A 24,003-nucleotide genomic window follows, 5' to 3' on the forward strand; every position below is an offset into this window, starting at 1 on the left:
TCAGGCCGCGGCCTTCACCTTCTGCCGCCACGCGTGCAGCAGCGGCTCGGTGTAGCCCGAGGGCTGCTCCTTGCCCTTGAACACGAGATCGCGCGCGGCGAGGTAGGCGGCGCTCTTGTCCCAGTTCCCGGCCATCGGCTTGTAGAGCGGATCGCCCGCGTTCTGCTTGTCCACGACCGCCGCCATGCGCTGGAAGGTCTCGTCGACCTGCGCCTTCGTCACCACGCCGTGGTGCAGCCAGTTCGCGATGTGCTGGCTGGAGATGCGCAGCGTCGCGCGGTCTTCCATCAGGCCGACGTTGTGGATGTCCGGCACCTTGGAGCAGCCCACGCCCTGGTCGACCCAGCGCACCACGTAGCCGAGGATGCCCTGCGTGTTGTTGTCGATCTCCTGCTGGCGCTCCTCGGCGCTCCAGGTCGCGTCGGCCGCCACGGGAATCTGCAGCAGGCCTTCGAGCAGTTCCGCCCGCGCGGCTTCGCCGTTGCCGCGCTCAAGCTCCTGCATCACCGAGAACACGTCGACCTGGTGGTAGTGCAGCGCATGCAGCGTCGCGGCCGTGGGCGACGGCACCCAAGCGGTGTTCGCGCCGGCTTTCGGATGGTTGATCTTCTGCTCGAGCATCGCGGCCATCAGGTCGGGCATCGCCCACATGCCCTTGCCGATCTGCGCGCGTCCGCGCAGGCCGCAGGCGAGGCCGACGAGTACGTTGTTCTTCTCGTAGGCCTGGATCCAGGCCGTGGATTTCATGTCGGCCTTGCGGATCATCGGACCCGCGAGCATGGCCGTGTGCATCTCGTCGCCCGTGCGGTCGAGGAAGCCGGTGTTGATGAACGCGACGCGCGACGCGGCCGCTTCGATGCAGGCCATGAGGTTGACGCTGGTGCGGCGCTCCTCGTCCATGATGCCGAGCTTCACCGTGTTGGTGGGCAGGCCGAGCAGCGACTCGACACGGGCGAACAGCGCCGATGCGAAGCCGACCTCGGCCGGTCCGTGCATCTTCGGCTTCACGATGTAGACCGAGCCGGTGCGCGAGTTGCGGATGCCGTTCGCGCCGCGGCCCTGCAGGTCGTGCAGCGCGATGGCCGTGGTCACCACGGCATCGAGGATGCCTTCGGGAACTTCCTTGCCGCCGTCCCACAGCACGGCCGGGTTCGTCATGAGGTGGCCCACGTTGCGCACGAAGAGCAGGGAGCGGCCGTGCAGGCGCAGCTCGCCCTTGCCGTCCGGCGCCGTGTACGCGCGGTCGGCGTTCAGCGTGCGCCTGAAACTCTTTCCGCCCTTGGCGACCTCTTCGCTGAGCGTGCCCTTGAGAATGCCGAGCCAGTTGCGATAGCCGAGCAGCTTGTCCTCGGCGTCGACGGCGGCGACCGAATCCTCGAGATCGAGGATGGTGGAAAGCGCGGCCTCGACCACCACGTCGCTCACGCCCGCGGCATCGGTCGCGCCGATGGAGTTCGCGCGGTCGATGCGGATGTCGAGGTGCAGTCCGTGGTTCTTCAGCAGGACCGACGACGGTGCGGCGGCATGGCCCTGGTAGCCGACGAACTTCGCCGGGTCCTTCAGGCCGGTCGTGCCGCCGCCTTTCACGGCCACGACGAGCCGACCGCCTTCGACGCGATAGGCCGTCGCGTCGCGATGCGAGCCCTGCGCGAGCGGCGCGGCCTGATCGAGCACGCCACGCGCATAGTCGACCACCTTCGCGCCGCGCACTTCGTTGTAGCCGGGGCCTTTCTCCGCGCCGCCCGTCTCGGCAATCGCATCCGTGCCGTACAGCGCGTCGTACAGCGATCCCCAGCGCGCATTCGCCGCGTTCAAGGCATAGCGCGCATTCAGGATCGGCACCACGAGCTGCGGTCCCGCCTGCTGCGCGAGTTCGGCATCGACGTTCGAGGTCGTCGACTTCACATCCTTCGGCACGAGGACGAGGTAGCCGATCTTCTGCAGGAAACCCCGGTAGGCGTCCATGTCGCGGACCGGTCCCGGATTCGCCTTGTGCCAGCCATCGATCTCGTTTTGCAGCCGGTCGCGTTCGGCCAGCAGGGCCGCGTTCTTCGGCGCGAATTCATGCACGAGACCGTCGAAGCCTTTCCAGAAGGCCGCGCGGTCGACGCCGGTGCCGGGCAGCACCTCGTCGTCGATGAAGCGGGCGAGGGCGCTGTCGACCTTCAGGCCGTGGATGTCGGTGCGAGTGTTCATGGTGGAACTGTATTACCTCTTCTCAACGACATTAAGGATCGAAAAAGGGAATGATCTTTGACAAAAACCATGGTAATCGAGCGCCATTGAGGACCGCTGACGCTCCGCTAGAACCCGAACACCTTCATCGCCGTCCCCGACCGGATCGCATCGCACTGCGACTTGGGCAACAGCGCCGTGTTCGCGAACGAGCCCTTCGTGTCGTGGACCCAGTGCGGCCAGTCGGTGCCGAACATCACATGGTCGGCGCCGACGATCTCGGTGAGGTACTTCAGCGGGCGCGGGTCGTAGGTGATGCTGTCGTAGTAGATGTGGCGCAGGTAGTCGGTGGGCTTGCGCTTCATCTGCCGGCGCTGCGGCAGCTCCACCTCGTCGCCCTTCTCGAAGCGGCCCACGAGATAGGGCAGCGTGCCGCCGCCGTGCGAGGCGATGATCTTCAGGTTCGGGTACGTGTCGAAGAAGCCCTCGAAGATCATCCGCGTGATCGCGAGCGTGGTGTCGAACATGAAGCCGACCGACCAGCTCAGGTCGAACTTCGTCATGTCCATGAGGTCCACGCCCGGCGGGTCGGTGGGGTGGACCAGCACCGGCAGCGAACGCCTGTCGATCTCGGCCCAGATCGGCGCAAAGGCGGGGTCGGTGAGGCTGCGGCCCGCGACGTTCGCGAGCACCATCACGCCCACCGCGCCTTTCGCGCAACTGCGCTCGAGCTCCTCGATGGCGCGCTGCGGATACTCCCAGGGCAGCGAAGCGAACCAGCGGATGCGGTCCGGGAAGCGCGATTGCGCATCGGCCACGTCGTCGTTCGCTTCCCGCGCCGCCTGCACGCTCACGGCCTCGCCGCCCCAGTAGACGTTGGGGCAGGTGAGCGAGACGACGGACACGTCGATGCCTGCCTCGTTCATGTGCTTCACGCGCAGGTCCCAGTCGAAATGGCCCTTCTGCGGGATCACGACCGGCGTGTTGCCGCGGAAGATCTCCTTCTGCCCGTCGGGCCGCACCTGCAGGTTGTAGTCGCCGCCTTTTTCCTGCAGCAGCTTCAGCCAGGGGTGGGTGAACATGTGCGTGTGCACGTCGATGACCGGCATGTGATGTCTCCTTGGTTACTTCGATGGGTCGCGCCGCGCGGGTGATTGTCCCGATGGCCCGCGCGTTCGCCTGCCGGTAAATTTAACCGGGTCCAAGGAAGGAAATCGAATGATCAAACGCCGACATTTCGCCGCGCTCGCGGCCGCATCGCTCGCCGCACCCGCCGTGCTGGCGCAGGACCGCACCACGCGCATCTGGGTCGGCTTCCCGCCGGGCGGCTCGGCCGACGTGATCGCGCGCGTGCTCGCGGAGAAAATGCGCGCCTCGCTCGGGCAGAACGTACTCGTGGAGAACAAGCCGGGCGCTGCGGGCCGGCTGATCCTCGGCGAGCTCAAGCGCATGGCGCCGGACGGCCAGAATCTCGTGCTGTCGCCCAGCGGGGCGATGGTGATCGCGCCTCACCTGTACCAGCTGCAGTACGACCCGATCAAGGACTTCACGCCCGTCTCGCGCATCGTCACCTTCGATTTCGCGGTGACGGCCGGTCCGGCCGCGCCCGCGGGCGATCTGCGTGCGGTGCTGGCGTGGCTGCGCGCGAATCCGGCGAAGGCAAGCTATGCGACCTCGGGCGCGGGCACCGTGCCGCACTTCGCCGGCCTGTTGCTGAGCCAGGCGGCGGGCGTGCCGATCACGCACGTGCCGTACAAGGGCGGCGCGCCGGCGGCGCAGGACCTGATCGGCGGGCAGATTCCGCTGATGGTCGATACGGCGTCCGAAACCCTCGAGCACCACAAGGCCGGCCGCGTGCGCATCCTCGCGGTCACGGGCGAGCAGCGTTCGCGTGCGCTGCCGGACGTGCCGACCTTGCGCGAAATGGGCATCAACACCACGGCCGATGCATTCTTCGGCCTGTACGGCCCGCCCGGCATGTCCGCGGACACGGTCGCGAGAATCGACCGCGCGGTGGCGGAGGCGCTGCGCGCACCGGACATCCAGGAGCGCATCTACGGCTTCGGCCTCGTGCCGAATCACGCGCCCGGGCCGCAACTGGCGGTGACGCAGGCCGAGCACCTGAAGAAATGGGAGTCGCCGATCAAGGCGTCGGGGTTCAAGCCGGACTGACTGAATTCAGTGCTGTTCTCGTTTAGCAGTTCCGGATTCCGGGCATCAACGTGTTGGAGAGCTCCAATTCGGTGTGCTGTAGGTTCATGTGCAGAAGCCTGGGCTGGATTCGCCTAATGCCGAGCGCGTCATTCCGCGCCTCAGTAATTTGTCCTCGATTCAATGCCTCAGTGGGTCTGGCGCGTCCTGTAGTGCAGCAAAAAGACGTTGGCTTGGCTCGCTCGACTGCCGGAGACCACATCTCGGAGTCCATGACGCGAAAGTGTTCGTCAATCATGGTATGGTTTAACCATGAGGCAGCGGCTGGTGCGTAGTCTTAGGACCTTGGTTTCGATGCTTGATGTCCTATAAAGCGAATTGCAGATCGGAGGGGTGGCACCCTGCTCGCCGCAGAACGAACTCCCGAGCGTTATCAGTAAGGAGTGGGCGCCTGCACGTCGTGGAAGTGAAGCAGACCTTCGCAGAGCAGATGGCGGGTGCACTCGCCATCTTGGTGCTGCCAGCAGCGGTTGATAAGGCCAATGTGAGAGGCGTGGATCAGGACCTGCAGGTAGATCTTGCCCAAGCCTTTAACGATTTTTGGTTGAAGGGTCCTTTGGCTCAAGCTCGCCAGACGGTATTGACGTGGCATATCGGTGATCTTTTCGACGCGTCCAAGTCTGACCGAACACAAGATTGAATGACCCAACATACGTCAAACATTCGCGCTTTTGTCACCGCCGCAACATCAAATGCAGACGAGATGGTCAGTGCATACTGTGGCATGGTAGCAGTCGAGTTGGTTCTCAAACAGTCGACCGGTCTAACGGACCACAATGTACCGTCCGCATTAAACGTTTTCGCGCATCAGTTTGCAGTGGGCCATCAACGAGGATGCAAGATCCGTCTCCATGCGCTGTCCGCCCAGTTAAGCAATGCGCTTAAGGCAATTAGCGTGCAAGGTAAGGACGGAGGAGCCCGCTTTGCGCCTGCTGAATCCTATCCGTATATTCGTTACACGAGGCATGCCGCCGATGGCTGGCCAGCCCCAGCGACGACGCAACAACAGGTCAAGGTGCTCGCAGATATCGTAATTAGTACCAGGTCTTATCTCGCAACTAAATTTCAGAAATCACTCTGATCCGGCCATGACGATATCTGAGTTCATTGAGTCCATTGCGAAGACAGGGAGCTTCGTGATCGAGATAGAGTACGCGCATCCGACGCTGTATATCCTATGCATCAGCGATTCGTTTGATGGTTGGGCCGCTGATGCCCGATTGTCCGAATTTTGTAGGGCCTTCGGGTTTTCAAAGGCTGAGGTAGAACTGGTCCTGGCAAGCCCTATGGTCGAGTTGGTCATTGTTACGCAAAAGGAGCGTGAGACTCAGTTTGGTTTCCTGAGTTCAAGCCAGAGTGGAACTAGCTGGCTGAGCGCGTTTGCACCTCGCGCTGCATCGGCGGTTGCTCATCGCGTAAATGTACTCAATCAGCTCGATGCAGTGCATGCCACCAGGGCCGACCGGCGTACTGTCAAGGCAGTTCACTTTTACGGATACAAGGGGGGGCAGGGCCGATCAACAGTTTTGCTAGCGCTGGCCAAAGTACTTGCTGACGCGGGTTACCGCGTCTTGGCCGTCGATGCCGATCTTGAGGCCCCGTCCTTGGACGCGATGCTCGGCGTTGGAGCTACGGACATCGGTGCGACTTTGATGGGCCTTGCGACGCCGGGGACAAAACTTGTCCCGCTCTCGCGAACATATGTGGGGGTGTCTGTCGCAGGATACGTTGACCTAGTATCCGCGCGGCCGGTCGCGGCCCGCTTTGACATGGATTTCGCGGCGTTCCTGCTTAACGCTTCACTTGATGCGGCAGTGCTACAACTGGCAGTCACGGAGCTTCGGCGACAAGCGCTTGCACCCGACTCGGCGCGATACGACATTGTGCTGTTTGATCATCGGACCGGACTAGCGCCATCCGTGCTACCCATTATGGAAGCGTGGCCAGGGCCCGCAGTGATTTTTGTCCGACCGGACGGAATGGCTCGCCACATCTTGGATTCGAGGTTGCTGGATACATTGCTGGCTCATGACCCAGAGTCGCCGGGGGCTTTTGTTAGTTTTTCACTCGATCCAAAGAAGTCAGCAAAAGACGCGCGCACGCAAAGTGCAAGATTTATTGAGGGACTCCTCAGCAAGATCGCCGATGCAATGCAGACAAGCGAGGCGATTGATCCTCAAGACCTAGATCTCTACTGGGTCTTCTGGAAGCACGATCAAAATTTCGTCGACGGACAGCAACCGAGCCCGACTGAAATGTCGACAGCTACCCGCGAAGCGATCGGTCAACTGCGTTCGGTGTTAGGACTGAGCGGGAACGTCTCCGCTCCGATGCAGCAAACCACCACGCTGACAAGCAGCGGTTCAACGGATGATGGCAAGTTCATTTTGACGCCAGGACTTGCAAAGCTGTTTAGCCAAGACAGCCCTTATACGTACGTATTTGGCCGAAAAGGGACCGGAAAGACCAGGCTTTTAACTGAGCTTGTAGATCAGGGTCTCGCCGAGCCGCTGCTAGTCGCAAACGATTCGCGTGCTGGCGGGCTGCCCAGTGCAAGCGGCAGTTTCCAATTATTACTGTCAGCATGCAACCGCAACTTTGAGAATTTTTGGTGGTTGCTGTTGAGAGCGGCGCTTTCTACGCTTACTACCAAAGATGCTGCAGCGCTGGAAAAGGCAATTCAAGATCAGGTCGAGTTACTAGGAACTGGTCGTTCTACTCCCCCGCGTTCCGTCCCACAGGACATCGCACGTCGCACTGAAAGACGCGTTTTCGTAATTGACGGAGTGGAGACGGCAGTACCCGCCAGTGATCTCCGCTCCTTTGTCGAAGCCCTCTTCCGCTTCCTGGCGGCGGTGCAATTCGATAGGGCGTACTCCAAGTTCCTTACGATTCGACTTCTCTTGCGAACCGATCTCGCGATCGGAGCGGCAGAGAACGTCGAGCAGCAAATTGAAGGTTCAGCGCTCTATCTGCATTGGAACAAGACCACCATTCTCAACTTCGCGCTCGCGCGCATAGTGGATCTACCTTGGTTTAAGCAGCACTTTGCTAATGTCTGCGAACGGATTGAAGAGAAAGCCGATAGCATATCGCGCGGGGCTTTGCCTGATGATGATTCGGAATCTCTGCTTTTGGAGATCTTTCCCGCCGGTCTCGAACGCAATCGATTGAAGACAACCACTTTCTTTGCTTCATACTTTTCGGACGCGGGCGGGGATGCTGGCGCTGATTCGGCCTTCTATCCGAGATTGTTCGATGGATTCCTTAGGACGCTGGCGAACAATGCCGGCGAAAAATCAAGCCCTGAACTAGTCGACGGTCGACTGTCCAGCAAGAGCGTGCTGCTTGCCTATGATCAAGCGTCGCGTTCGTTTATTAGTGATGTCAGGACAGAACTCTATTCGTTCTTAATCATCGAGTCCGATATCGATGCCAATAAATCTGCGGTGGATCGCCTGATTGCAGCTTTCGACGGCCTTCAAACACCTTTTTCCGTTGAGGGAATCATCCCTGTTTTGGCTCGGAGAGCAAATGTTTCGGAAGATGCGGTTCGGCGCTCTCTAACTAGCATGCAGAAGATCGGCATGTTCGAAGCCAGGGCAGGCTATCCCGGCGAGCTACGGGCACGCCAACTATACAAGGCGGGTCTCGGGATGAAGTACGTAAGGAAGAAGCGTGAGGAAGATGGGAAAGAATGAGGTTACTGGAAGGTAGCCAGCAAATTCGGTGCGGCCAACCTGCGCTCCGTAAGTCAGAACAGTCAAGGTGGGCACTCGCCAGATCGCGCGCGTGGACAAGCTGAAGCAACTCGAGTCCTTCGCCTCCGTCGCCAGCCGCGGCAGCCTGACCGCCGCCGCGCGCGCCGAGGGGGTCGCGCCGGCCATCATCGGCCGGCGGCTCGACGCGCTGGAAGAGCGCCTGGGCGTGAAACTGCTCGTGCGCACCACGCGGCGCATCACGCTCACGCACGAGGGCAGCGCTTTCCTCGAGGACTGCCAGCGTCTCCTCGCCGACCTCGCGAATGCCGAAGCGAGCGTCAGCGCGGGCGGCGTGAAGGCGAGCGGCCACCTGCGGGTGACGGCGCCGGCCGGTTTCGGCCGCCGCCACGTCGCGCCGCTGGTGCCGAAATTCCGCGTGCTGCACCCCGAAGTGACCTTCTCGCTCAACCTGAGCGACCGCGTCGTCGACCTCGCCGCCGAGGGCTACGACTGCGCGGTGCGCGTGGGCGACTTCCCCGACTCGTCGCTCGTGAGCGCGCGGCTGGCCGACAACCGCCGCATGTGCGTGGCCGCACCTGCCTACCTGCGCGAGCGCGGCACGCCGAAGCATCCGTCCGAGCTTGCGCATCACGACTGCCTGGCGCTCTCCAGCGAAGCTTCGCAGACGCGCGGCTGGGCGTTCCGCGTGCCGGCCAGCGACGGGACGGACAACGGGCAACCGATGCATGTGAAGCCCTCCGGCTCGCTCGATTGCTCCGATGGCCAGGTGCTGCACGACTGGTGCGTGACCGGCGTCGGCATCGCCTGGCGCAGCACCTGGGAGGTCGAGCACGCCATCGCCTCGGGCCAGCTCGTCGAAGTGCTGGCCGATTTCGCCGCGCCGCCCAACGGCATCTACGCCGTCTTCCCCCAGCGCAAGCACCTGCCGCTGCGCGTGCGGCTGTGGATCGATTTCCTCAAGCACGCGTACGCCCAACCCCAGTTCTGGAACCATCCGACGCCATGACCCAGGAAGCACTGCTCGCCTACGCGCACCTGCTCGCCATCCTCACGATGGTGGTGTTCCTCACCAGCGAGGCGGCGCTGTGCCGCAACGAGTGGATGTCTACCGCGGTCGTGGAGCGGCTCGGGAAGGTCGACATTGTCTACGGCATCTCAGCGCTCGTCGTGCTGGCGACCGGCATCGCGCGCGTGTACATGGGCGCGAAGGGGCACGGCTGGTATCTCGCCAACACCTTGCTGTACGTGAAGATCGGGATGTTCGCGGTCGTGGCGCTGCTGTCCATCCCGCCGACGGTGCAGATCCTGCGCTGGCGGCGCGCGTTGCACGCGCAGGGCAGCCTGCCCCCCGCGCATGAGGTGCGCCACGTCCGGCGCCTGGTCATGGTCCAGGCGCACCTGATCGCGATCGTGCCCTTGCCGGCGGTGTTCCTGGCGCGCGGTTTCGGCGCGTAGACCCGGTTTCCCCGCCGGGGGGAAGCTCAGGCCGTCAGGCCTTCGTCTTCAGGCACTCGGACATGAACTTCTTGCGCTCGTCGCCCTTCTTGTCCTTGGCGTCGACGTTGCAAGCCTTCATCTTGTCCTGCTGGGTCATCTTCTTGTCGGCCTTCAGGCAGTCCGACATGAACTTCTTGCGCTCGTCGCCCTTCTTGTCGCCGGCGTCCTTGTTGCAGGTCGCCATCTTGGTCTGCTGCTTGTTCTTCTCGTCGGCGGCTTGCGCGCCGGTGGCGATGGACAGGGCGAGGCCGAGGGCGGCCAGGATCACGGTCTTGCGCATACTGCTACTCCTACTGCGTTGGGAACTGCTACTTCTGCCGTGCAGTGTGTGACGCCCGGACGTCATATGCAAGGCCCGCCGGTAAAATCGAAGCCATGCTTCTGGTGAAACAACAACTGCTCGGCGCCCTCTCCGCCGCGCTGGACACGCTGCTGCCCGGCTCCGCCGGCCGTGCCGCCTTCGAGTCGCCCAAGGCGGCGGCGCACGGCGACCTCGCCTGCACGGCGGCGATGCAGCTGGCCAAGCCGCTGAAGCAGAACCCCCGCCAGGTAGCCGAGGCGCTGCGCACCGCGCTGCTGGGGACCGAGGCCTTCGGCCGGTGGGTCGATGCGATCGAGATCGCCGGCCCCGGCTTCATCAACATTCGCCTGAAGCCGCAGGCCAAGCAGGAGGTGGTGAAGGAAGTGCTGGCGCAGGGCGCAGCCTTCGGCCGTCAGCCCGCGCAGGGCCGGAAGATGATGGTCGAATTCGTCTCCGCGAACCCGACCGGACCGTTGCACGTCGGCCACGGCCGCCAGGCGGCGCTGGGCGATGCGATCTGCAACCTCTACGCCACGCAGGGCTGGGACGTCCACCGCGAGTTCTATTACAACGACGCCGGCGTGCAGATCGAGACGCTCGCGCGCTCGACGCAGCTGCGCCTGGAGGGCGTGAAGCCCGGCGACGCGGCCTGGCCCGAGGACTCCTACCAGGGTGACTACATCCAGGACATCGCGGACGACTTCATCGCGAAGAAGACCGTGAAATCGGACGACCGCGAATTCACGGCCAGCGGCGACGTGGACGATTTCGACGGCATCCGCCAGTTCGCCGTGGCCTACCTGCGGCACGAGCAGGACCTCGACCTGCAGGCCTTCGCCGTCCGCTTCGACAACTACTACCTCGAATCGAGCCTGTACACGAGCGGCCGGGTCGACGGCGCCGTGCGGCGGCTCGTGGAGGCCGGCAAGACCTACGAGCAGGACGGCGCGCTGTGGCTGAAGTCGACCGACTACGGCGACGACAAGGACCGCGTGATGCGCAAGTCCGACGGCACGTACACCTACTTCGTGCCCGACGTCGCGTATCACATCACCAAGTGGGAGCGAGGCTTCGGCAAGGTCGTCAACATCCAGGGCACCGACCACCACGGCACGATCGCGCGGGTTCGCGCCGGCCTGCAGGCGGCGAACGTCGGCATTCCCGAGGGCTACCCCGACTACGTGCTGCACACGATGGTGCGGGTGCTGCGCGGCGGCGTCGAGGTCAAGATCTCCAAGCGCTCGGGCAGCTACGTCACGCTGCGCGACCTCATCGAGTGGACCAGCAAGGACGCCGTGCGCTTCTTCCTGCTGTCGCGCAAGCCCGACACCGAATACGTGTTCGACGTCGACCTCGCGCTCGCGAAGAACAACGACAACCCGGTCTATTACGTGCAGTACGCGCATGCGCGCATCTGCTCGGTGCTGGCGACCTGGGGCGGCGACCGCGCGCAACTCGCCTCGGCCGACCTGTCGGCGCTGGACAGCCCCGCCGCGTTGAACCTGATGCTGCAGCTCGCGAAGTACCCGGAGATGCTCACCGCCGCGGCGGCCGATTTCGCGCCGCACGACGTGACCTTCTACCTGCGCGAGCTGGCCGCGGCCTATCACAGCTACTACGACAGCGAACGGATCCTGGTGGACGACGAGACCCTGAAACGCGCCCGGCTTGCCCTCGTGGCGGCTTGCGCGCAGGTGTTGCAGAATGGCCTGGCCCAGCTGGGCGTGAGCGCGCCCGAAAAGATGTAGCGATGCAACTGAAGAAACACCAACGCGGCAATACGGTCGTCGGCGTCATCATCGGCGTCGTGCTCGGACTCGCCGCCGCCCTGGCGGTGGCGGTCTACGTCACCAAGGTGCCCATCCCCTTCCTGAACAAGGGCACGGCGCGCACCGCGGAGCAGGACGCCGCCGAAACGCGGAAGAACCAGAACTGGGACCCGAACGCACCGCTGCACGGCAAGAATCCGGCGCGCGCCCTGCCGCCGGCCCCGGCCACGGTCGCGCCCGGTGCATCCGCACCCGCGACAGCGGCCGTCCCCGACAAGGATGCCAAGGACAAGGACGCGAAGGACGCGAAGGCGGACAAGCCCGCGGTCGCCGCCAGCGCCTCGCGTCCGCCCGTGGCCGCCGCGAAGCCTTCGTCCGATCCGCTGGGCGAGCTCGCGGCCGCGCGCGCCGGCAGCACCTCGATCGGCGGAGGCGGCGGCGGCGAGCCGTTCATGTATTTCGTGCAGGCCGGAGCCTTCCGTACGGCCGACGACGCCGAGGCGCAGCGCGCCAAGCTGTCGCTCATGGGCATCGAGGCGCGCGTCACCGAACGCGAGCAGTCGGGCCGGCAGGTCTGGCGCGTGCGGGTCGGTCCGTTCGACAAGAAGGACGAGGCCGACCGCAGCAAGGAAAAACTCGAGGCCGGGGGCTTCGAGACCGCGCTGGTGCGCGTGCAGCGCTGAGCCGGGCCGGAACCTTTGCCCTTGCCCGACGCTCAGACCCCCGTCAAGGAGAAAGAATCGATGGATCGACGCGAGTTTTCCGCCGCAACCGCGGCATTGGTGGGCTCCGCCGCCCTGGGCTTGCCCGCGGGCGTCTGGGCGCAAAGCAGGCCCGAAGAGGGCAACCAGTACAAGAAGCTGGACAAGCCCGTGGCCACCGAGGCCGGCGCCGGCAAGATCGAGGTCATCGAGTTCTTCTGGTACAGCTGTCCGCACTGCAACGCGTTCGAGCCGCGCCTGGTCAACTGGATCAAGAAGCAGCCGGCCGACGTCGTGATCAAGCGGGTGCCGGTCGCCTTCCGCGACGACTTCGTGCCGCAGCAGCGCCTGTTCTACGTGCTCGAGGCCATGAACCGGCTGGACGACCTGCACCCGAAGGTGTTCGAGGCGATCCATGTGCGCAAGGAGCCGACCGACAAGGAGAACCTGATCCTCGCCTGGGCCGAGAAGAACGGCCTGGACAAGGCCAAGGTGCAGGAGCTCTACAACTCGTTCTCGGTGCAGTCGAAGGCGCGCCGCGCGCACCAGTTGCAGGAGGCTTTCAAGGTGGAGGGCGTTCCCGCGCTGGGCATCAATGGCCGCTGGTACACCGACGGCAGCATGGCCGGCAACATGGACAAGGCGCTCCAGGTGACCGACTACCTGGTGGCCGAGGCGCGCAAGGCCCGCTGACTTTTGTCGTCCCCGCCAAGGCGGGGACCCCGGGCTCCTCCAGGGCTCGCATGCAGGCCCTGGATTCCCGCCTTCGCGGGAATGACGGCAGGTCTTGTGGGTATACTTCCCAGCAAGATTCGTGCCTCATATGAAACCTTCCTACGCCCCGCTCCTGCTGCTCGCCGCGCTCGCGGTGTCCGCCTTCCCGGCCAGTGCCGAGCGCGCGGACCGCGCGAAGCCGATGAACGTGGAGGCGGACACGCTGAAGCACGACGACATCCGGCAGACGAGCGTCTTCACCGGACGCGTGGTGCTCACCAAGGGCACCATCCTGATCCGCGGCGCCAAGGTCGAGGTGCGGCAGGACCCCGAGGGTTTCCAGTTCGGCCTCGTCACGGCGGAGCCGGGCAAGCAGGCCTACTACCGGCAAAAGCGCGAGGGACTCGATGAGTACATCGAGGGCGAGGCGCAGACCATCGAATACGACGGCCGCGCCGACCGCGTGAAGTTCATCGGCCGCGCCGAACTGCGGCGCCTGCGCGGCTCGACGGTGAACGACGAAATCACCGGCAGCCTCATCACCTACGACAACACGACGGACGTCTTCAACGTCGACGGCGGCCCGGTCGGCGGCGCGCCGTCCAGCCCGGGCGGCCGCGTGCGCGCGACGCTCGCACCCCGGGCGAGCGCGTCGGCGCCCGCGGTGACGCCCCAGTCGCCCGCGCGCCTGCGTCCCAGCACGAGCGTGGAGTCGCGTTGATGGGGGATGCGGAAGCGGCGGGCGTCTCCCCGGCCGAGACGGCGTCGACAGCGAAGAGCCGCCTCGAGGCGCGGCACCTGCGCAAGTCGTACGGCAGCCGCACCGTGGTGCATGACGTGTCGCTCGCGGTCGACAAGGGCGAGGTCGTCGGGCTGCTCGGACCCAATGGCGCGGGCAAGACCACCTCGTTCTACATGATCGTGGGCCTCGTGCGCGCGGACGACGGCGAGATCGGCATCGACGGGCAGTCGGTCGAGCACATGCCGATTCATCGCCGTTCGCGCCTGGGCCTCTCCTATCTTCCGCAGGAAGCCTCGATCTTCCGCAAGCTGAACGTGGAGGAGAACGTCCGTGCCGTGCTCGAGTTGCAGCGCGGCGACGACGGCCGGTCGCTCCCGCGCCACGAGATCCAGCGCAGGCTCGACGCGCTGTTGCAGGACCTGCGCGTCGATCACCTGCGGGACTCGCCGGCCATGGCGCTGTCGGGCGGCGAGCGTCGGCGCGTGGAGATCGCGCGTGCGCTCGCGACACAGCCGCGGTTCATCCTGCTCGACGAACCCTTCGCCGGCATCGACCCCATCGCCGTGATCGAGATCCAGCGGATCATCAGCTTCCTCAAGTCGCGCGGCATCGGCGTGCTCATCACCGATCACAACGTGCGCGAGACCCTGGGCATCTGCGACCACGCCTACATCATCAGCGAGGGGCGCGTGCTGGCGCAGGGCACGCCCTCCGACATCGTGAACAACGCCGACGTCCGCCGCGTCTATCTCGGCGAACACTTCCGGATGTGAATGTGGCCCCCACGCTCCCCCGCTGCGCGAGGTCCGCTGCCCCCGGCGGCGCTCAAGTAGCCGATTCCCCAAGGTCGTAACTCACGTGAAGCAGGGGCTTTCCCTTCGGGTGTCGCAGCACCTGGCCTTGACGCCGCAACTGCAGCAGTCGATCCGGCTGCTGCAGTTGTCGACGCTCGAGCTCGCGCAGGAAGTCGAGCAGATGCTCGACGACAACCCCTTCCTCGAGCTGAATCCGGAAGACGCGCCGGAGGAATTCGGCATCAAGCAGTTGGACGCGCCGGCCGCGAGCGACGACGGCCAGCACGATGCGGTCGGCGCGGAGCCCGAGGCAGCCGCGCACGACGACGACCAAAGCTGGGACGGCGACGGCAGCACCGAGGTCGTGCCGGACGATGGCGAATGGGGCGGCGAGGCGCCCGCGAAGCGCGTGAACGGCGAGGACGACAACGTCGATGCGACCGAGCTCGCGCGCGGCGGCGAGACGCTGCAGGATCACCTGCACCGCCAGGCGCTGTCGCTGCGGCTCGGTCAGGAAGACCGCGTGGCCCTGCGCTACCTGATCGAATCGCTGAACGACGACGGCTACCTGGAGGAGCCGCTGGACGCGATGGCGGCGGGCCTCGCGCCGCACGACCTCGAGGAGCAGGAGGAGCTCACGCACCGGTTCACGGTGGCGCTGGGCCTCCTGCAAAGCCTCGAGCCGACCGGCGTGGGCGCGCGCGACCTGGGCGAGTGCCTGCGGCTGCAACTGCGCGCGCTCGCCGACGACGACACCATCGACGACGACGGGCGCACTGCGGCGCTCGCGATCTGCGCGCAGCCGATCGAACTGCTTGCCAAGCGCGACGTGAAGAAGCTCGCGTCCTTGTGCGGGCAGGGCGAGGCGCAGGTGAAGGCGGCCATCGCGCTCATCACGCGACTGGAGCCCAAGCCCGGGCGGCGCTTCGTGAACGTCGAGCGCAACATCGTCGTGCCCGACGTCCTGGTGACCTCGGTCGGCCGCGGCTCGCAGGTGCGATTTCGCGTGCAGCTCAACCCGGACGTGATGCCGCGGCTGCGCGTCCACGACGTCTACGCGGGCGCACTGAAGGCGCACAAGGGCGAGGGCCACCAGGCGCTGCAGCAGCGGCTGCAGGAAGCGCGCTGGTTCATCAAGAACATCCAGCAGCGCTTCGACACGATCCTGCGCGTGTCCTCGGCGATCGTCGAGCGGCAGCGAAACTTCTTCGTGCATGGCGAGCTCGCGATGCGCCCGCTCGTGCTGCGCGAGATCGCCGACGAACTGGGCCTGCACGAGTCGACGATCTCGCGCGTGACGACCGCGAAATACATGTCGACGCCCTACGGCACGTTCGAGCTGAAATACTTCTTCGGCTCCGCGCTCGGCACGGAAACCGGCGGCAACGCGTCGAGCACCGCGGTGCGGGCGCTCATCAAGCAGTTCGTGGCTGCCGAGAGCACGAAGAAACCCTTGTCCGACAGCCAGATCTCCGACATGCTGAAGGAGCAGGGCATCGAGTGCGCGCGGCGCACGGTGGCCAAGTACCGCGATGCCTTGCGCATCGCGCCCGCGAGTTTGAGAAAGGCGCTCTGACCATGCTGACGCTCTTCCTGCCCTGCGCCGGCGGCGTCGAGGACTTTCTTGCCGACGAGGTCGCGCGCATCACTGGCTGCGCGCCCGCGAAGGCGCGCGGCGGCGCGATCGTCACCGACGGCAGTGGCGCCGACGTCATGAGGCTGAACCTGCACAGCCGACTCGCCCAGCGCGTGCTGATCGAGGTCGCGCATGCGCCTTACCGGACGGAAGCGGAGCTCTACGAGGTCGCGATGGCCGTGCCCTGGGAGGACTGGTTCACCACGCGCCAGACCTTCAAGATCGAGATCACGTCGCACCAGAGCCCGCTCAAGAGCCTCAACTTCGCGGCCCTGAAGATCAAGGATGCGGTGGCGGATCGCTTCCGCGAGAAGACCGGCGTTCGCCCGGATGTCGAGGTCCGCTGGCCCGATGCGCGCGTGTTCGCGCACCTGGCGGCCGAGGCCGTCACGCTCTATATCGACACCTCGGGCGAGCCGCTGTTCAAGCGCGGCTGGCGCGAGGACAAGGGCGAGGCGCCGCTGAAGGAGACGCTGGCCGCCGCCATGCTGGCCGCGAGCGGCTGGGACGCGACCGTGCCGCTGTACGACCCCTGCTGCGGCAGCGGCACCATCGCCATCGAAGCCGCGCAGATCGCCTGCAACATCGCGCCCGGCGCGAAGCGGCGATTCGGCTTCGAGAACCTGCTGGTGCATCGCGCGGGCGAATGGGCCTCGCTGAAGGCCGAGGCTGCCGCGGCGAAGCGCGCACCCGCCGTGCCGATCTTCGGCAGCGACGTCGCGCACCGCATGGTCGATTTCGCGCAGCGCAACGCCGAACGCGCCGGCGTCGCGCAGGCCGTGCAACTGCGCGGCGGCGACGCCCTGCAGCGCATGCCGCCCTGCGATGCGCCGGCGACGATGCTGCTGAATCCGCCGTATGGCGAGCGCATCGAAGCGGGCGGCGTCGCGGGTGCGGGCCGCGGCGGACGCGAGCGGGCGCAGACGGAGGACGGCGGAGACTTCTTCGCGCAGCTCGCGGCGCACTGGAAAAAGAACTACGCGGGCTGGACGGCGTGGATGCTCACGCCCGACCTCAAGCTGCCCTCGCGCATGCGGCTGAAGGAGTCGCGGCGCGTGCCGCTGTGGAACGGACCGATCGAGTGCCGGCTGTTCCGCTTCGACATGGTGGCCGGCTCCGCGCGCGGCCCGGACCATGCAGCCGATCGTCATTGACACCAACGTCGTGCTCGACGCGTTCATGTTCGCGGACGTGCGCACGGCGCGGTTGCGGGCATGCCTCGTCGAGCGCAGCGTGCGCTGGCTCGCGACCGCGCCGATGCGCGAGGAGCTGTCGCGCGTGCTCGCCTATCCGCACATCGTGCGGCGGCTCCTCCAGTACGAATTGAAGGCCGAGGGGGTGCTCGAAGCTTTCGACCGGCACGCCGAGATCGCGCAAGACGCGGCCGTCGCACCGGCGCTGTGCCGGGACCCGGACGACCAGAAATTCATCGACCTCGCGGTGGCGCATGCCGCCATCCTGGTCAGCAAGGACCGCGAGGTGCTGAGGATGAAGAGCAAGCTGGCAAGCCTCGGCTGCCCCTCGGTGGCGGCGATCTACTGAGGCGCCGCCTCCACGAGCGCGAGCAGGCGTTCGAGCGCGTGCCGCACCGTCGCCTGGCGCACGCCCGCGCGGTCGCCGTCGAAGCGGCGCGTCTCGCTCGTGAGCACGCCGTCGACCATGAAGCCGAACCACACCGTGCCCACCGGCTTCTGCGCGCTGCCCCCCGTGGGCCCCGCCACGCCCGTCACCGCGACGCTCACGCGCGCCTTCGAATGCCTCACCGCGCCGAAGGCCATCGCGCGCGCGACGACTTCGCTCACCGCGCCGTGCTGCGCGATGGCCGCCGCGTCCACGCCCAGCAGTTCGTTCTTGGCCGCATTCGAGTACGTGACGAAACCGCGCTCGAACCAGTTGCTGGAGCCCGAAAGCCCCGTGCAGGCCGCGGCAATCAGGCCGCCGGTGCAGCTCTCGGCCGTGGCCATCATCCAGCCGCGTTGTTGAAGACGCGCCGCCAGCGCTTCGCAAAGCCCGTCGATGTTCATAGGAATCTCCATGCGGCAATGAGAAAGAGCGTGCAGAACGCCGCCATCAGGTCGTCGAACAGGATCCCGAAGGCGCCGCGCCAGCCGAAGCTGTGGAAGAGGCTGTCGGCCCAGGCGATGGGGCCGGGCTTCACCGCGTCGAGGAAGCGGAACAGCACGAAGGCCGCAAGCTGCGCGTCCCACGTCGCGGGCATCAGGAGCCACAGGACGATCCAGAACGAAACGACCTCGTCCCACACGATGTGAACGGGGTCGAGCACTTTCATGTTCTTCGCGGTGACCATGCAGGCCCACCACCCGATGGCGATGGACGCGACGATGACCCAGCCGATGGTGGAGGGCGAGAGCCAGCGCTGCATCGCGAGGTAAGCGACCCAGGCCCACAGCGTGCCGCAAGTGCCCGGCGCGAATCGCGCGAGTCCCGAGCCGAAGCCGAGCGCGACGATGTGCGCGGGGTGCGACAGCATGAAGCGCGCGGTGGGCCGCACGACGGTGGGTGCGAGGCGGGGAGAGAGGGTGCTCACTCTGGTTCGTGGGGTGCAATGTCGCCGATGTCAGCGAGGGCAGCGGCCATGCCGCCGGCGGAATTCTTGCGGATGCATCGGCGAGCCCTCGGCCCAGAGGCCCCGATGCGCCTCGCGCGCCTGCGCTTCGAGCTTCGCGTAGCGCGCGGGCGAGGGCCGGCCGTGGAAGCGCTGCGCCCAGGCGTGGCCGTTTGCCACGAGCCAGGCGCCGATGTCTTCGCCGCGATGCCGTACGTCGCCGATCTCGCGCTGGAAGTCGTCGCGGCCGCGCGTGCGCAGCGCGACACGCTGGCCATCGAGCCGGCGCAGCAGCGCCTCGCGCGACTGCGCTCCGTAGGGCTGGCACGACTCGGGCGCGTCGATGCCCTGCAGCCGCACGGAACGGCGCGTGCCCTCGGTGCCGCGCACCCACAGTGTGTCGCCGTCGGTGACGTGGGTGACGCGCACGGGCTCCGTCGGCGCACCGGTGGAGGCCGTCGCGGTCGCGCCGACGGCTCCGAGAAACAGGAAGAGGACGAGGTTGGCGAGAGACGCGAAGGGCGCGAGGGGCGCTTGACCTGCGCAGCCGGCCCCCGCATCGCAAAGCGACTCATTGCGCCGCCGCTCGCCGTGAAGCCGCGCCCCGGTCACGCGAAATGGTCCCACGATTCGACCCGAAGCGCCACGGGCGCGCCTTCGCCGTCGACGATGCGCAAGCCGGGCTGCGCCTCGATCGCTCCGATGCGCGTCACGTCGGTCCCGCTGCGCAAGCCGGCCTCGAGCACCGCCTCGCGCCGGTCCGCGGGCGCGGTGAAGGCGAGTTCGTAGTCGTCGCCCCCGGCCAGGACGTACTCCAGACGCAGCAGGTCGGGCAGCTCGCAGGTCGCCGCCATCAGCGTGCTGGCGGCCGCGGCCTCGATGCGTGCGCCGACGTTCGAGGCGCGCAGCACGTGGCCCAGGTCGCCGGCGAGCCCGTCGCTGATGTCGATGGCCGAGGTGGCGATGCCTTGCAAGGCCAATCCGAGTTCGACGCGCGGCTGCGGTTGTTCCATGCGGACGCGTGCCTGTTCGAACGCATCCGAAGGCAGCGACAGCGTGCCGCGAAACGCCTCGAGCGCGAGCCGCGCGTCACCAACCGCGCCGCTCACCCAGAGGTCGTCGCCCACGCGGGCGCCCGAGCGCAGCAAGGCCGTGCCGGGCGCGATCTCGCCGAACACCGTGATGCAGATCGCTAGCGGTCCGCGCGTGGTGTCGCCGCCGACGAGCTCGCAGCGGTGCGCGTCGGCCAATGCGAGCAGGCCGCGCGAAAAGCCTTCGAGCCAGCTTTCTTCCACCCGCGGCATCGCCAGCGCCAGCGTGAATGCGAGCGGCCGCGCGCCGCAGGCGGCGAGGTCGCTCAGGTTGACGGCGAGCGACTTGTGGCCGAGCCGCGCGGGGTCGACGGTGGAGAGGAAGTGCCGGCCTTCCACCAGCATGTCCGACGAGACGGCGAGCTGCATGCCGGCGGCGGGTTGCAGCAGCGCGCAGTCGTCCCCGACGCCGAGCACGTTGCGCGTGACCGGCCGGCGGAAGTAGCGTGCGATGAGGTCGAACTCGCCCATGGGGAGAGCATAGCGGTCCGGCCCCCGGCGCTTATCGACGCTCCCCCCGGAACCGCTGCGCCGCCTGCCGCACGACCTCGGCCAGCAACTGCTCGCGGGACTGCGTCTCGCGGATCCATTTCGCGTCGTTCGCCCCGAGGTCCGCCGACAGCGCGAGCATGTCGATGGCCGAGGTGGCGCCGATGTCCTGCGCATGCGCGTCGATGCGCCGCAGCGTCGAGACGATGTGCTCGCGCAGCGGCATGTGCTCGCCCGTCTCCGGCTCCACGTACACGGCGTCGAGTCCGAAGCGGCAGGCCTGGAATCGGTTGTAGGTGTAGACCATGTAGTCGTCCTCGCGCGGCGTGAACGGCTGCTCGCGCAGGAACCACGCCGCGAGCGACTGGACGAAGCCGGACAGGGCGGCCGCTCGCTCCACCGTCATCGGCGTGTCGAAGACGCGGATCTCGATGGTGCCGAACTCGGGCTTGGGGCGGATGTCCCAGTAGAAGTCCTTCATGCTCTTGACCACGCCGGTCTTCGTGGTCTTGGCGAAGAAGTGGCCGAACTCGTCCCACGACAGCGTGAAGGGCGCGCGGCCCGACATCGGGAAGGCGAACACCGAATTCAGCCGCGCCGAATCGAACTGCGTGTCCTGCCCCTGCACGTAGGGCGAGCTGGCCGACAGCGCGATGAAGTGCGGGATGTAGCGCGACATGCGGTGCAGCATGAGCAGCGCCGCGTCCGCGTCCGGGCAGCCGATGTGGACGTGCTGGCCGAAGATCGTGAACTGCTTCGACAGGTAGCCGTACAGCTCCGACAGCTGGCGAAAGCGCGGGCGGTCGTAGATGCGCTGCTCGTGCCACTGCTGGAACGGATGCGTCCCGCCGCCGACCACCGCGATGTTGAGCTTGTCCGCGCAGCGCACGAGCGCGTCGCGCATCGCGCCGAGCTGCTCCAGCACCTCGGCGGCCGACCGGCAGATGCCGGTGGACACCTCGATCATGCTCGAGGTCATCTCGGGCACGACCGAGCCGGGCAGCGGGATCTTCGACATCAGCCGCAGCATCTCGTGCGAATACGGCGCGAGGTCGTAGTCGTGCGTGTTCACCAGCTGCATCTCGAGCTCGACACCGAGCGTGAGCGGGTCGGAGCGCGCGAAGGGCTCCAGCCCCGGCGCCTGCTCCGCGGTCCGCGCCGTGCCTTGCACGTCAGGGGTCCCCTCAGCCACGAGCTTCTCCCGGTTCCGCGCCCGCGCCCCGTCGAGGCGCCCACGGCTTGCTCGACTCCCCCGCGCGGTAGATCGCGAAGGTGGCGATGATCGCGCCCAGCACTTCCATCAGCAGGATCGCGGGCAGCGCGATGCTGGCGATGCGAGGCCCGAGGGTGAGCGACGAAGCGACGAACTGCGAGACGAGCAGAAGCGCCACCGAGGACATCGGCGACATGGCGCAGCCCATCCACACGGCCTGGCGCCAGCTGGTGCCGCTGCCCCAGTTGGCGAGGAGGACGCCGCCGACCTTCGCGACGCCGCGCGCGGCGACGATGGCGAGCACGAGGCCCGCGACGGCTGGATTCCAGTCGGCCTTGGCGGCCACCACGGACACCAGCACGAACATCAGCATGGTGAGCAGGGAGACGGCGCTGCCGAGTTGCCGCGTCCAGGCCCAGGGCCGGGGATTCAGCTGCTTCAGCAGCACGCCGCCCAGCAGCGCCGCGAGCGGCGCGGAGCCGCCGAAGTGCGCCGCAAGCGCGGTGCCCGCCGCGATCAGCGTCACCAGCAGGATCGTGGTGTTCTCGCTCGTCGGGCTCATGGCGCGCAAGGCCATCCGCAAGACGAGCGCGAGCACGGCGCCGACGACGATGGAGATCCCGAGCACGACCGCCACGGGATAGAGCGTGGCGACCACGTCCGTGTGCGGCCGGTGCATGGTGCCTGCGCGCGCGCTGACGAGCGTGAGCGCGTAGAAGGTGCTCAGGGTCGACAGCACCATCGCGCGCTCGGTCACGGGGCCGGTGGCCTGCGTGTCCATCATGACGCGGCTCAGCACCGCCGGGGACGCCGCCATCGCGATCAGCGCCACCGCCTCGGCCACGGGCGCGCGCACGTCCATCCACCGCAGGACGTAGAACACGAAGAGCGCCGTCAGCACCGACTCGGCCAGGCTCTGCAGCAGCACCATCGGGTTGTGCCGGAACCAGCGCAGCGCGATGCGCCCGCCGGCTTCGAACAGCACGACGGACACGCCGAGCTCGAGCAGGAAGAGCGCGACGCCCTGCAGCGGCCACACCGCGCCGGAAAAACCGGCGAGGCCCGCGATGGTGCCCACCAGCGAATACCCCACCACCTTCGGCAGGCCCGCGTGCCGCTGGAGCAGGTGGCCGGCGGCCGCGGCCACCGCGAGCAGCAGTGACCACTGCACGGTGGGCAGGCCGGCCGACGGTTTGATCCAGTCGGCCCAGATCGCCATGATTTCGTTCATCGAGTCTCCGGTGAACGCGCGCTCAGTGGAGCACGCGCGTCGTTCCGTCGTCGAGCACGAACATCGGAATCTCCACATCGAAGCGATGTCCGTCCTCGGCGACGAAGAAATAGCTGCCCTGCATCGTGCCGCTGGCCGTGCGCAGGCGGCAGCCGCTCGTGTACTCGAACGCCTCGCCGGGCTTGAGCAGCGGCTGGTGCCCGACGACGCCGAGGCCCCTGACCTCCTCCACCTGCCCCGTGGCGTCGGTGATGATCCAGTGCCGCGAGATCAGCTGGGCCGGCACGCCGCCGGTGTTGGCGATCGTGATCGTGTACGCGAAGGCGTACACGTCGTCCTCCGGCGAGGACTGATCGGCCAGGTACTGCGGCTGCACTTCCACGCGAACTTGGTATTGGGCCATGGCGCGAATGGTACATGCGCGACAATGCCCCGATGGCCCGTAACTACCGTATCGCCCCATCGATTCTCTCCGCGGACTTCGCCCGGCTGGGCGAGGAACTGCGCGACGTCATCGCGGCGGGCGCCGACTGGATCCACTTCGACGTGATGGACAACCATTACGTGCCCAACCTGACCTTCGGCCCGATGATCTGCCAGGCGCTGAAGCCTCACGCGAAGCGCGCCGACGGCTCGGCCGTGCCGATCGACGTGCATCTGATGGTGCAACCGGTCGATGCGCTCGCTCAGGCGTTCGCCGAGGCGGGAGCCGACTACATCAGCTTCCACCCCGATGCGTCGGCGCATGTCCATCGCAGCGTTCAGGCCATCAAGTCGAAAGGCTGCAAGGCCGGGCTCACCTTCAACCCGGCGGCGCCGCTCGACGTGCTCGACTGGACCATCGACGACATCGACCTCATCCTCATCATGAGCGTCAACCCGGGGTTCGGCGGTCAGAGCTTCATCGATTCGGCGCTGCGCAAGATCGAGCAGGCGCGCAAGCGCATCGATGCGAGCGGCCGCGACATCCGGCTGGAGGTCGACGGCGGCATCAAGGCCGAGAACATCGCGCGCGTCGCATCCGCGGGCGCGGACACCTTCGTGGCCGGCAGCGCGATCTTCGGGCAGAAGGATTACGCCAAGGTCATCTCGGCCATGCGCGGCGCGGTCGCGAGCTGAAGGCCCCCGGGCAAAGTTCGTCATCCCCGCGA

Annotated in this window: 25 protein-coding genes; 15 read left to right on the plus strand and 10 right to left on the minus strand. The window is 66.5% G+C overall.

Going from position 1 to position 24,003, the window contains the following annotated elements; all coding sequences use genetic code 11:
- Both AB7E83_RS12925 and AB7E83_RS12930 read right to left on the minus strand, forming a co-directional pair.
- The gene (locus AB7E83_RS12925) at window positions 1-2,196 is read right to left on the minus strand and encodes a malate synthase G (protein ID WP_428570042.1); all 2,196 of its coding nucleotides are present in this window, start codon (window positions 2,194-2,196) and stop codon (window positions 1-3) included.
- Window positions 2,197-2,303: 107 nt separating this feature from the next.
- On the minus strand, window positions 2,304-3,284 hold the full coding sequence (locus AB7E83_RS12930; RefSeq protein ID WP_428570043.1) for an amidohydrolase family protein: 981 nt from the start codon (window positions 3,282-3,284) through the stop codon (window positions 2,304-2,306).
- Between the two features lie 109 nt (window positions 3,285-3,393).
- Here AB7E83_RS12930 and AB7E83_RS12935 point away from each other — a divergent pair, with 109 nt between their 5' ends.
- The 6 genes from AB7E83_RS12935 to AB7E83_RS12960 all read left to right on the plus strand — a co-directional run bounded on the left by AB7E83_RS12935 (window position 3,394) and on the right by AB7E83_RS12960 (window position 9,563).
- A complete protein-coding gene (locus AB7E83_RS12935) occupies window positions 3,394-4,347 on the plus strand; it encodes a Bug family tripartite tricarboxylate transporter substrate binding protein (protein WP_428570045.1) in 954 nt (317 codons plus the stop codon).
- 439 nt (window positions 4,348-4,786) lie between these two features.
- Window positions 4,787-5,026, plus strand: coding sequence for a hypothetical protein (locus AB7E83_RS12940; RefSeq protein ID WP_428570047.1), 240 nt, complete (start codon window positions 4,787-4,789; stop codon window positions 5,024-5,026).
- Window positions 5,027-5,467: a hypothetical protein gene (locus AB7E83_RS12945; RefSeq protein WP_428570048.1), complete on the plus strand. Its 441-nt coding sequence runs from the start codon at window positions 5,027-5,029 to the stop codon at window positions 5,465-5,467.
- Between the two features lie 7 nt (window positions 5,468-5,474).
- Window positions 5,475-8,087, plus strand: coding sequence for an AAA family ATPase (locus tag AB7E83_RS12950; RefSeq protein WP_428570050.1), 2,613 nt, complete (start codon window positions 5,475-5,477; stop codon window positions 8,085-8,087).
- Between the two features lie 91 nt (window positions 8,088-8,178).
- A complete protein-coding gene (locus tag AB7E83_RS12955) occupies window positions 8,179-9,114 on the plus strand; it encodes a LysR family transcriptional regulator (protein ID WP_428570101.1) in 936 nt (311 codons plus the stop codon).
- Complete coding sequence (locus AB7E83_RS12960) at window positions 9,111-9,563, plus strand: DUF2214 family protein (protein WP_428570052.1); 453 nt, start codon at window positions 9,111-9,113, stop codon at window positions 9,561-9,563. The genes AB7E83_RS12955 and AB7E83_RS12960 overlap by 4 nt, the downstream gene beginning before the upstream one ends.
- Before the next feature lie 34 nt (window positions 9,564-9,597).
- On the opposite strand, the gene AB7E83_RS12965 is transcribed toward AB7E83_RS12960, so the two are convergent.
- Window positions 9,598-9,885 (minus strand): PsiF family protein, encoded by a 288-nt coding sequence (locus tag AB7E83_RS12965; RefSeq protein WP_428570053.1) that lies wholly within the window; start codon window positions 9,883-9,885, stop codon window positions 9,598-9,600.
- A gap of 95 nt (window positions 9,886-9,980) precedes the next feature.
- On the opposite strand from AB7E83_RS12965, the gene argS reads away from it, so the two are divergent.
- The 8 genes from argS (at window position 9,981) to AB7E83_RS13005 (ending at window position 17,804) form a co-directional block, all read left to right on the plus strand.
- A complete protein-coding gene (gene argS, locus AB7E83_RS12970; RefSeq protein ID WP_428570055.1) occupies window positions 9,981-11,654 on the plus strand; it encodes an arginine--tRNA ligase in 1,674 nt (557 codons plus the stop codon).
- 2 nt (window positions 11,655-11,656) lie between these two features.
- Entirely contained in the window at window positions 11,657-12,358 is a 702-nt protein-coding gene (locus tag AB7E83_RS12975) for an SPOR domain-containing protein (RefSeq protein ID WP_428570057.1), read from the plus strand.
- Between the two features lie 60 nt (window positions 12,359-12,418).
- Window positions 12,419-13,069 (plus strand): thiol:disulfide interchange protein DsbA/DsbL, encoded by a 651-nt coding sequence (locus AB7E83_RS12980; RefSeq protein WP_428570058.1) that lies wholly within the window; start codon window positions 12,419-12,421, stop codon window positions 13,067-13,069.
- Window positions 13,070-13,199: 130 nt separating this feature from the next.
- Entirely contained in the window at window positions 13,200-13,811 is a 612-nt protein-coding gene (gene lptA / locus AB7E83_RS12985) for a lipopolysaccharide transport periplasmic protein LptA (protein ID WP_428570060.1), read from the plus strand.
- Entirely contained in the window at window positions 13,811-14,605 is a 795-nt protein-coding gene (lptB, locus tag AB7E83_RS12990) for an LPS export ABC transporter ATP-binding protein (protein WP_428570062.1), read from the plus strand. The genes lptA and lptB overlap by 1 nt, the downstream gene beginning before the upstream one ends.
- Before the next feature lie 85 nt (window positions 14,606-14,690).
- On the plus strand, window positions 14,691-16,202 hold the full coding sequence (locus tag AB7E83_RS12995) for an RNA polymerase factor sigma-54 (RefSeq protein ID WP_428570064.1): 1,512 nt from the start codon (window positions 14,691-14,693) through the stop codon (window positions 16,200-16,202).
- Complete coding sequence (locus tag AB7E83_RS13000; protein WP_428570103.1) at window positions 16,199-17,416, plus strand: THUMP domain-containing class I SAM-dependent RNA methyltransferase; 1,218 nt, start codon at window positions 16,199-16,201, stop codon at window positions 17,414-17,416. The genes AB7E83_RS12995 and AB7E83_RS13000 overlap by 4 nt, the downstream gene beginning before the upstream one ends.
- Window positions 17,397-17,804, plus strand: a complete 408-nt coding sequence (locus AB7E83_RS13005) for a putative toxin-antitoxin system toxin component, PIN family (protein WP_428570066.1) — start codon at window positions 17,397-17,399, stop codon at window positions 17,802-17,804. Before AB7E83_RS13000 ends, AB7E83_RS13005 begins: the two co-directional genes overlap by 20 nt.
- Here the strand turns inward: AB7E83_RS13005 and AB7E83_RS13010 are convergent.
- The 7 genes from AB7E83_RS13010 to apaG all read right to left on the minus strand — a co-directional run bounded on the left by AB7E83_RS13010 (window position 17,798) and on the right by apaG (window position 23,255).
- Window positions 17,798-18,286, minus strand: coding sequence for a CinA family protein (locus AB7E83_RS13010; protein ID WP_428570068.1), 489 nt, complete (start codon window positions 18,284-18,286; stop codon window positions 17,798-17,800). The two genes, AB7E83_RS13005 and AB7E83_RS13010, sit on opposite strands and share 7 nt — an antisense overlap.
- Window positions 18,283-18,753, minus strand: a complete 471-nt coding sequence (locus AB7E83_RS13015; protein ID WP_428570105.1) for a phosphatidylglycerophosphatase A family protein — start codon at window positions 18,751-18,753, stop codon at window positions 18,283-18,285. Before AB7E83_RS13015 ends, AB7E83_RS13010 begins: the two co-directional genes overlap by 4 nt.
- 87 nt (window positions 18,754-18,840) lie before the next feature.
- Window positions 18,841-19,455, minus strand: coding sequence for a thermonuclease family protein (locus tag AB7E83_RS13020; protein WP_428570070.1), 615 nt, complete (start codon window positions 19,453-19,455; stop codon window positions 18,841-18,843).
- Window positions 19,437-20,390: a thiamine-phosphate kinase gene (thiL, locus tag AB7E83_RS13025; protein WP_428570071.1), complete on the minus strand. Its 954-nt coding sequence runs from the start codon at window positions 20,388-20,390 to the stop codon at window positions 19,437-19,439. Before thiL ends, AB7E83_RS13020 begins: the two co-directional genes overlap by 19 nt.
- A gap of 31 nt (window positions 20,391-20,421) precedes the next feature.
- A complete protein-coding gene (locus tag AB7E83_RS13030; protein WP_428570106.1) occupies window positions 20,422-21,489 on the minus strand; it encodes a YbdK family carboxylate-amine ligase in 1,068 nt (355 codons plus the stop codon).
- A 103-nt stretch (window positions 21,490-21,592) separates the two neighbouring features.
- The gene (locus AB7E83_RS13035) at window positions 21,593-22,852 is read right to left on the minus strand and encodes a cation:proton antiporter (protein ID WP_428570073.1); all 1,260 of its coding nucleotides are present in this window, start codon (window positions 22,850-22,852) and stop codon (window positions 21,593-21,595) included.
- Between the two features lie 22 nt (window positions 22,853-22,874).
- A complete protein-coding gene (apaG, locus tag AB7E83_RS13040) occupies window positions 22,875-23,255 on the minus strand; it encodes a Co2+/Mg2+ efflux protein ApaG (protein WP_428570075.1) in 381 nt (126 codons plus the stop codon).
- Window positions 23,256-23,287: 32 nt separating this feature from the next.
- Here apaG and rpe point away from each other — a divergent pair, with 32 nt between their 5' ends.
- On the plus strand, window positions 23,288-23,971 hold the full coding sequence (gene rpe / locus AB7E83_RS13045) for a ribulose-phosphate 3-epimerase (protein WP_428570077.1): 684 nt from the start codon (window positions 23,288-23,290) through the stop codon (window positions 23,969-23,971).
- The last annotated feature ends 32 nt before the right edge of the window (window positions 23,972-24,003 follow it).

This window comes from Ramlibacter sp., from assembly GCF_050250995.1.
Lineage (GTDB): Bacteria > Pseudomonadota > Gammaproteobacteria > Burkholderiales > Burkholderiaceae_C > Ramlibacter.

Bases quoted from the DNA above. Each gene is read 5' to 3' on its own strand.
- AB7E83_RS12965 (WP_428570053.1), bottom strand. From the start codon at position 9,885: ATGCGCAAGACCGTGATCCTGGCCGCCCTCGGCCTCGCCCTGTCCATC.
- AB7E83_RS13015 (WP_428570105.1), bottom strand. From the start codon at position 18,753: ATGCTGTCGCACCCCGCGCACATCGTCGCGCTCGGCTTCGGCTCGGGA.
- rpe (WP_428570077.1), top strand. From the start codon at position 23,288: ATGGCCCGTAACTACCGTATCGCCCCATCGATTCTCTCCGCGGACTTC.
- AB7E83_RS12925 (WP_428570042.1), bottom strand. From the start codon at position 2,196: ATGAACACTCGCACCGACATCCACGGCCTGAAGGTCGACAGCGCCCTC.
- AB7E83_RS12960 (WP_428570052.1), top strand. From the start codon at position 9,111: ATGACCCAGGAAGCACTGCTCGCCTACGCGCACCTGCTCGCCATCCTC.
- AB7E83_RS12950 (WP_428570050.1), top strand. From the start codon at position 5,475: ATGACGATATCTGAGTTCATTGAGTCCATTGCGAAGACAGGGAGCTTC.
- AB7E83_RS12975 (WP_428570057.1), top strand. From the start codon at position 11,657: ATGCAACTGAAGAAACACCAACGCGGCAATACGGTCGTCGGCGTCATC.
- AB7E83_RS12980 (WP_428570058.1), top strand. From the start codon at position 12,419: ATGGATCGACGCGAGTTTTCCGCCGCAACCGCGGCATTGGTGGGCTCC.
- argS (WP_428570055.1), top strand. From the start codon at position 9,981: ATGCTTCTGGTGAAACAACAACTGCTCGGCGCCCTCTCCGCCGCGCTG.
- lptA (WP_428570060.1), top strand. From the start codon at position 13,200: ATGAAACCTTCCTACGCCCCGCTCCTGCTGCTCGCCGCGCTCGCGGTG.
- AB7E83_RS13010 (WP_428570068.1), bottom strand. From the start codon at position 18,286: ATGAACATCGACGGGCTTTGCGAAGCGCTGGCGGCGCGTCTTCAACAA.
- apaG (WP_428570075.1), bottom strand. From the start codon at position 23,255: ATGGCCCAATACCAAGTTCGCGTGGAAGTGCAGCCGCAGTACCTGGCC.
- lptB (WP_428570062.1), top strand. From the start codon at position 13,811: ATGGGGGATGCGGAAGCGGCGGGCGTCTCCCCGGCCGAGACGGCGTCG.
- AB7E83_RS13035 (WP_428570073.1), bottom strand. From the start codon at position 22,852: ATGAACGAAATCATGGCGATCTGGGCCGACTGGATCAAACCGTCGGCC.
- AB7E83_RS13030 (WP_428570106.1), bottom strand. From the start codon at position 21,489: ATGCAGCTGGTGAACACGCACGACTACGACCTCGCGCCGTATTCGCAC.
- AB7E83_RS12935 (WP_428570045.1), top strand. From the start codon at position 3,394: ATGATCAAACGCCGACATTTCGCCGCGCTCGCGGCCGCATCGCTCGCC.
- AB7E83_RS12945 (WP_428570048.1), top strand. From the start codon at position 5,027: ATGACCCAACATACGTCAAACATTCGCGCTTTTGTCACCGCCGCAACA.
- AB7E83_RS13005 (WP_428570066.1), top strand. From the start codon at position 17,397: ATGCAGCCGATCGTCATTGACACCAACGTCGTGCTCGACGCGTTCATG.
- thiL (WP_428570071.1), bottom strand. From the start codon at position 20,390: ATGGGCGAGTTCGACCTCATCGCACGCTACTTCCGCCGGCCGGTCACG.
- AB7E83_RS12930 (WP_428570043.1), bottom strand. From the start codon at position 3,284: ATGCCGGTCATCGACGTGCACACGCACATGTTCACCCACCCCTGGCTG.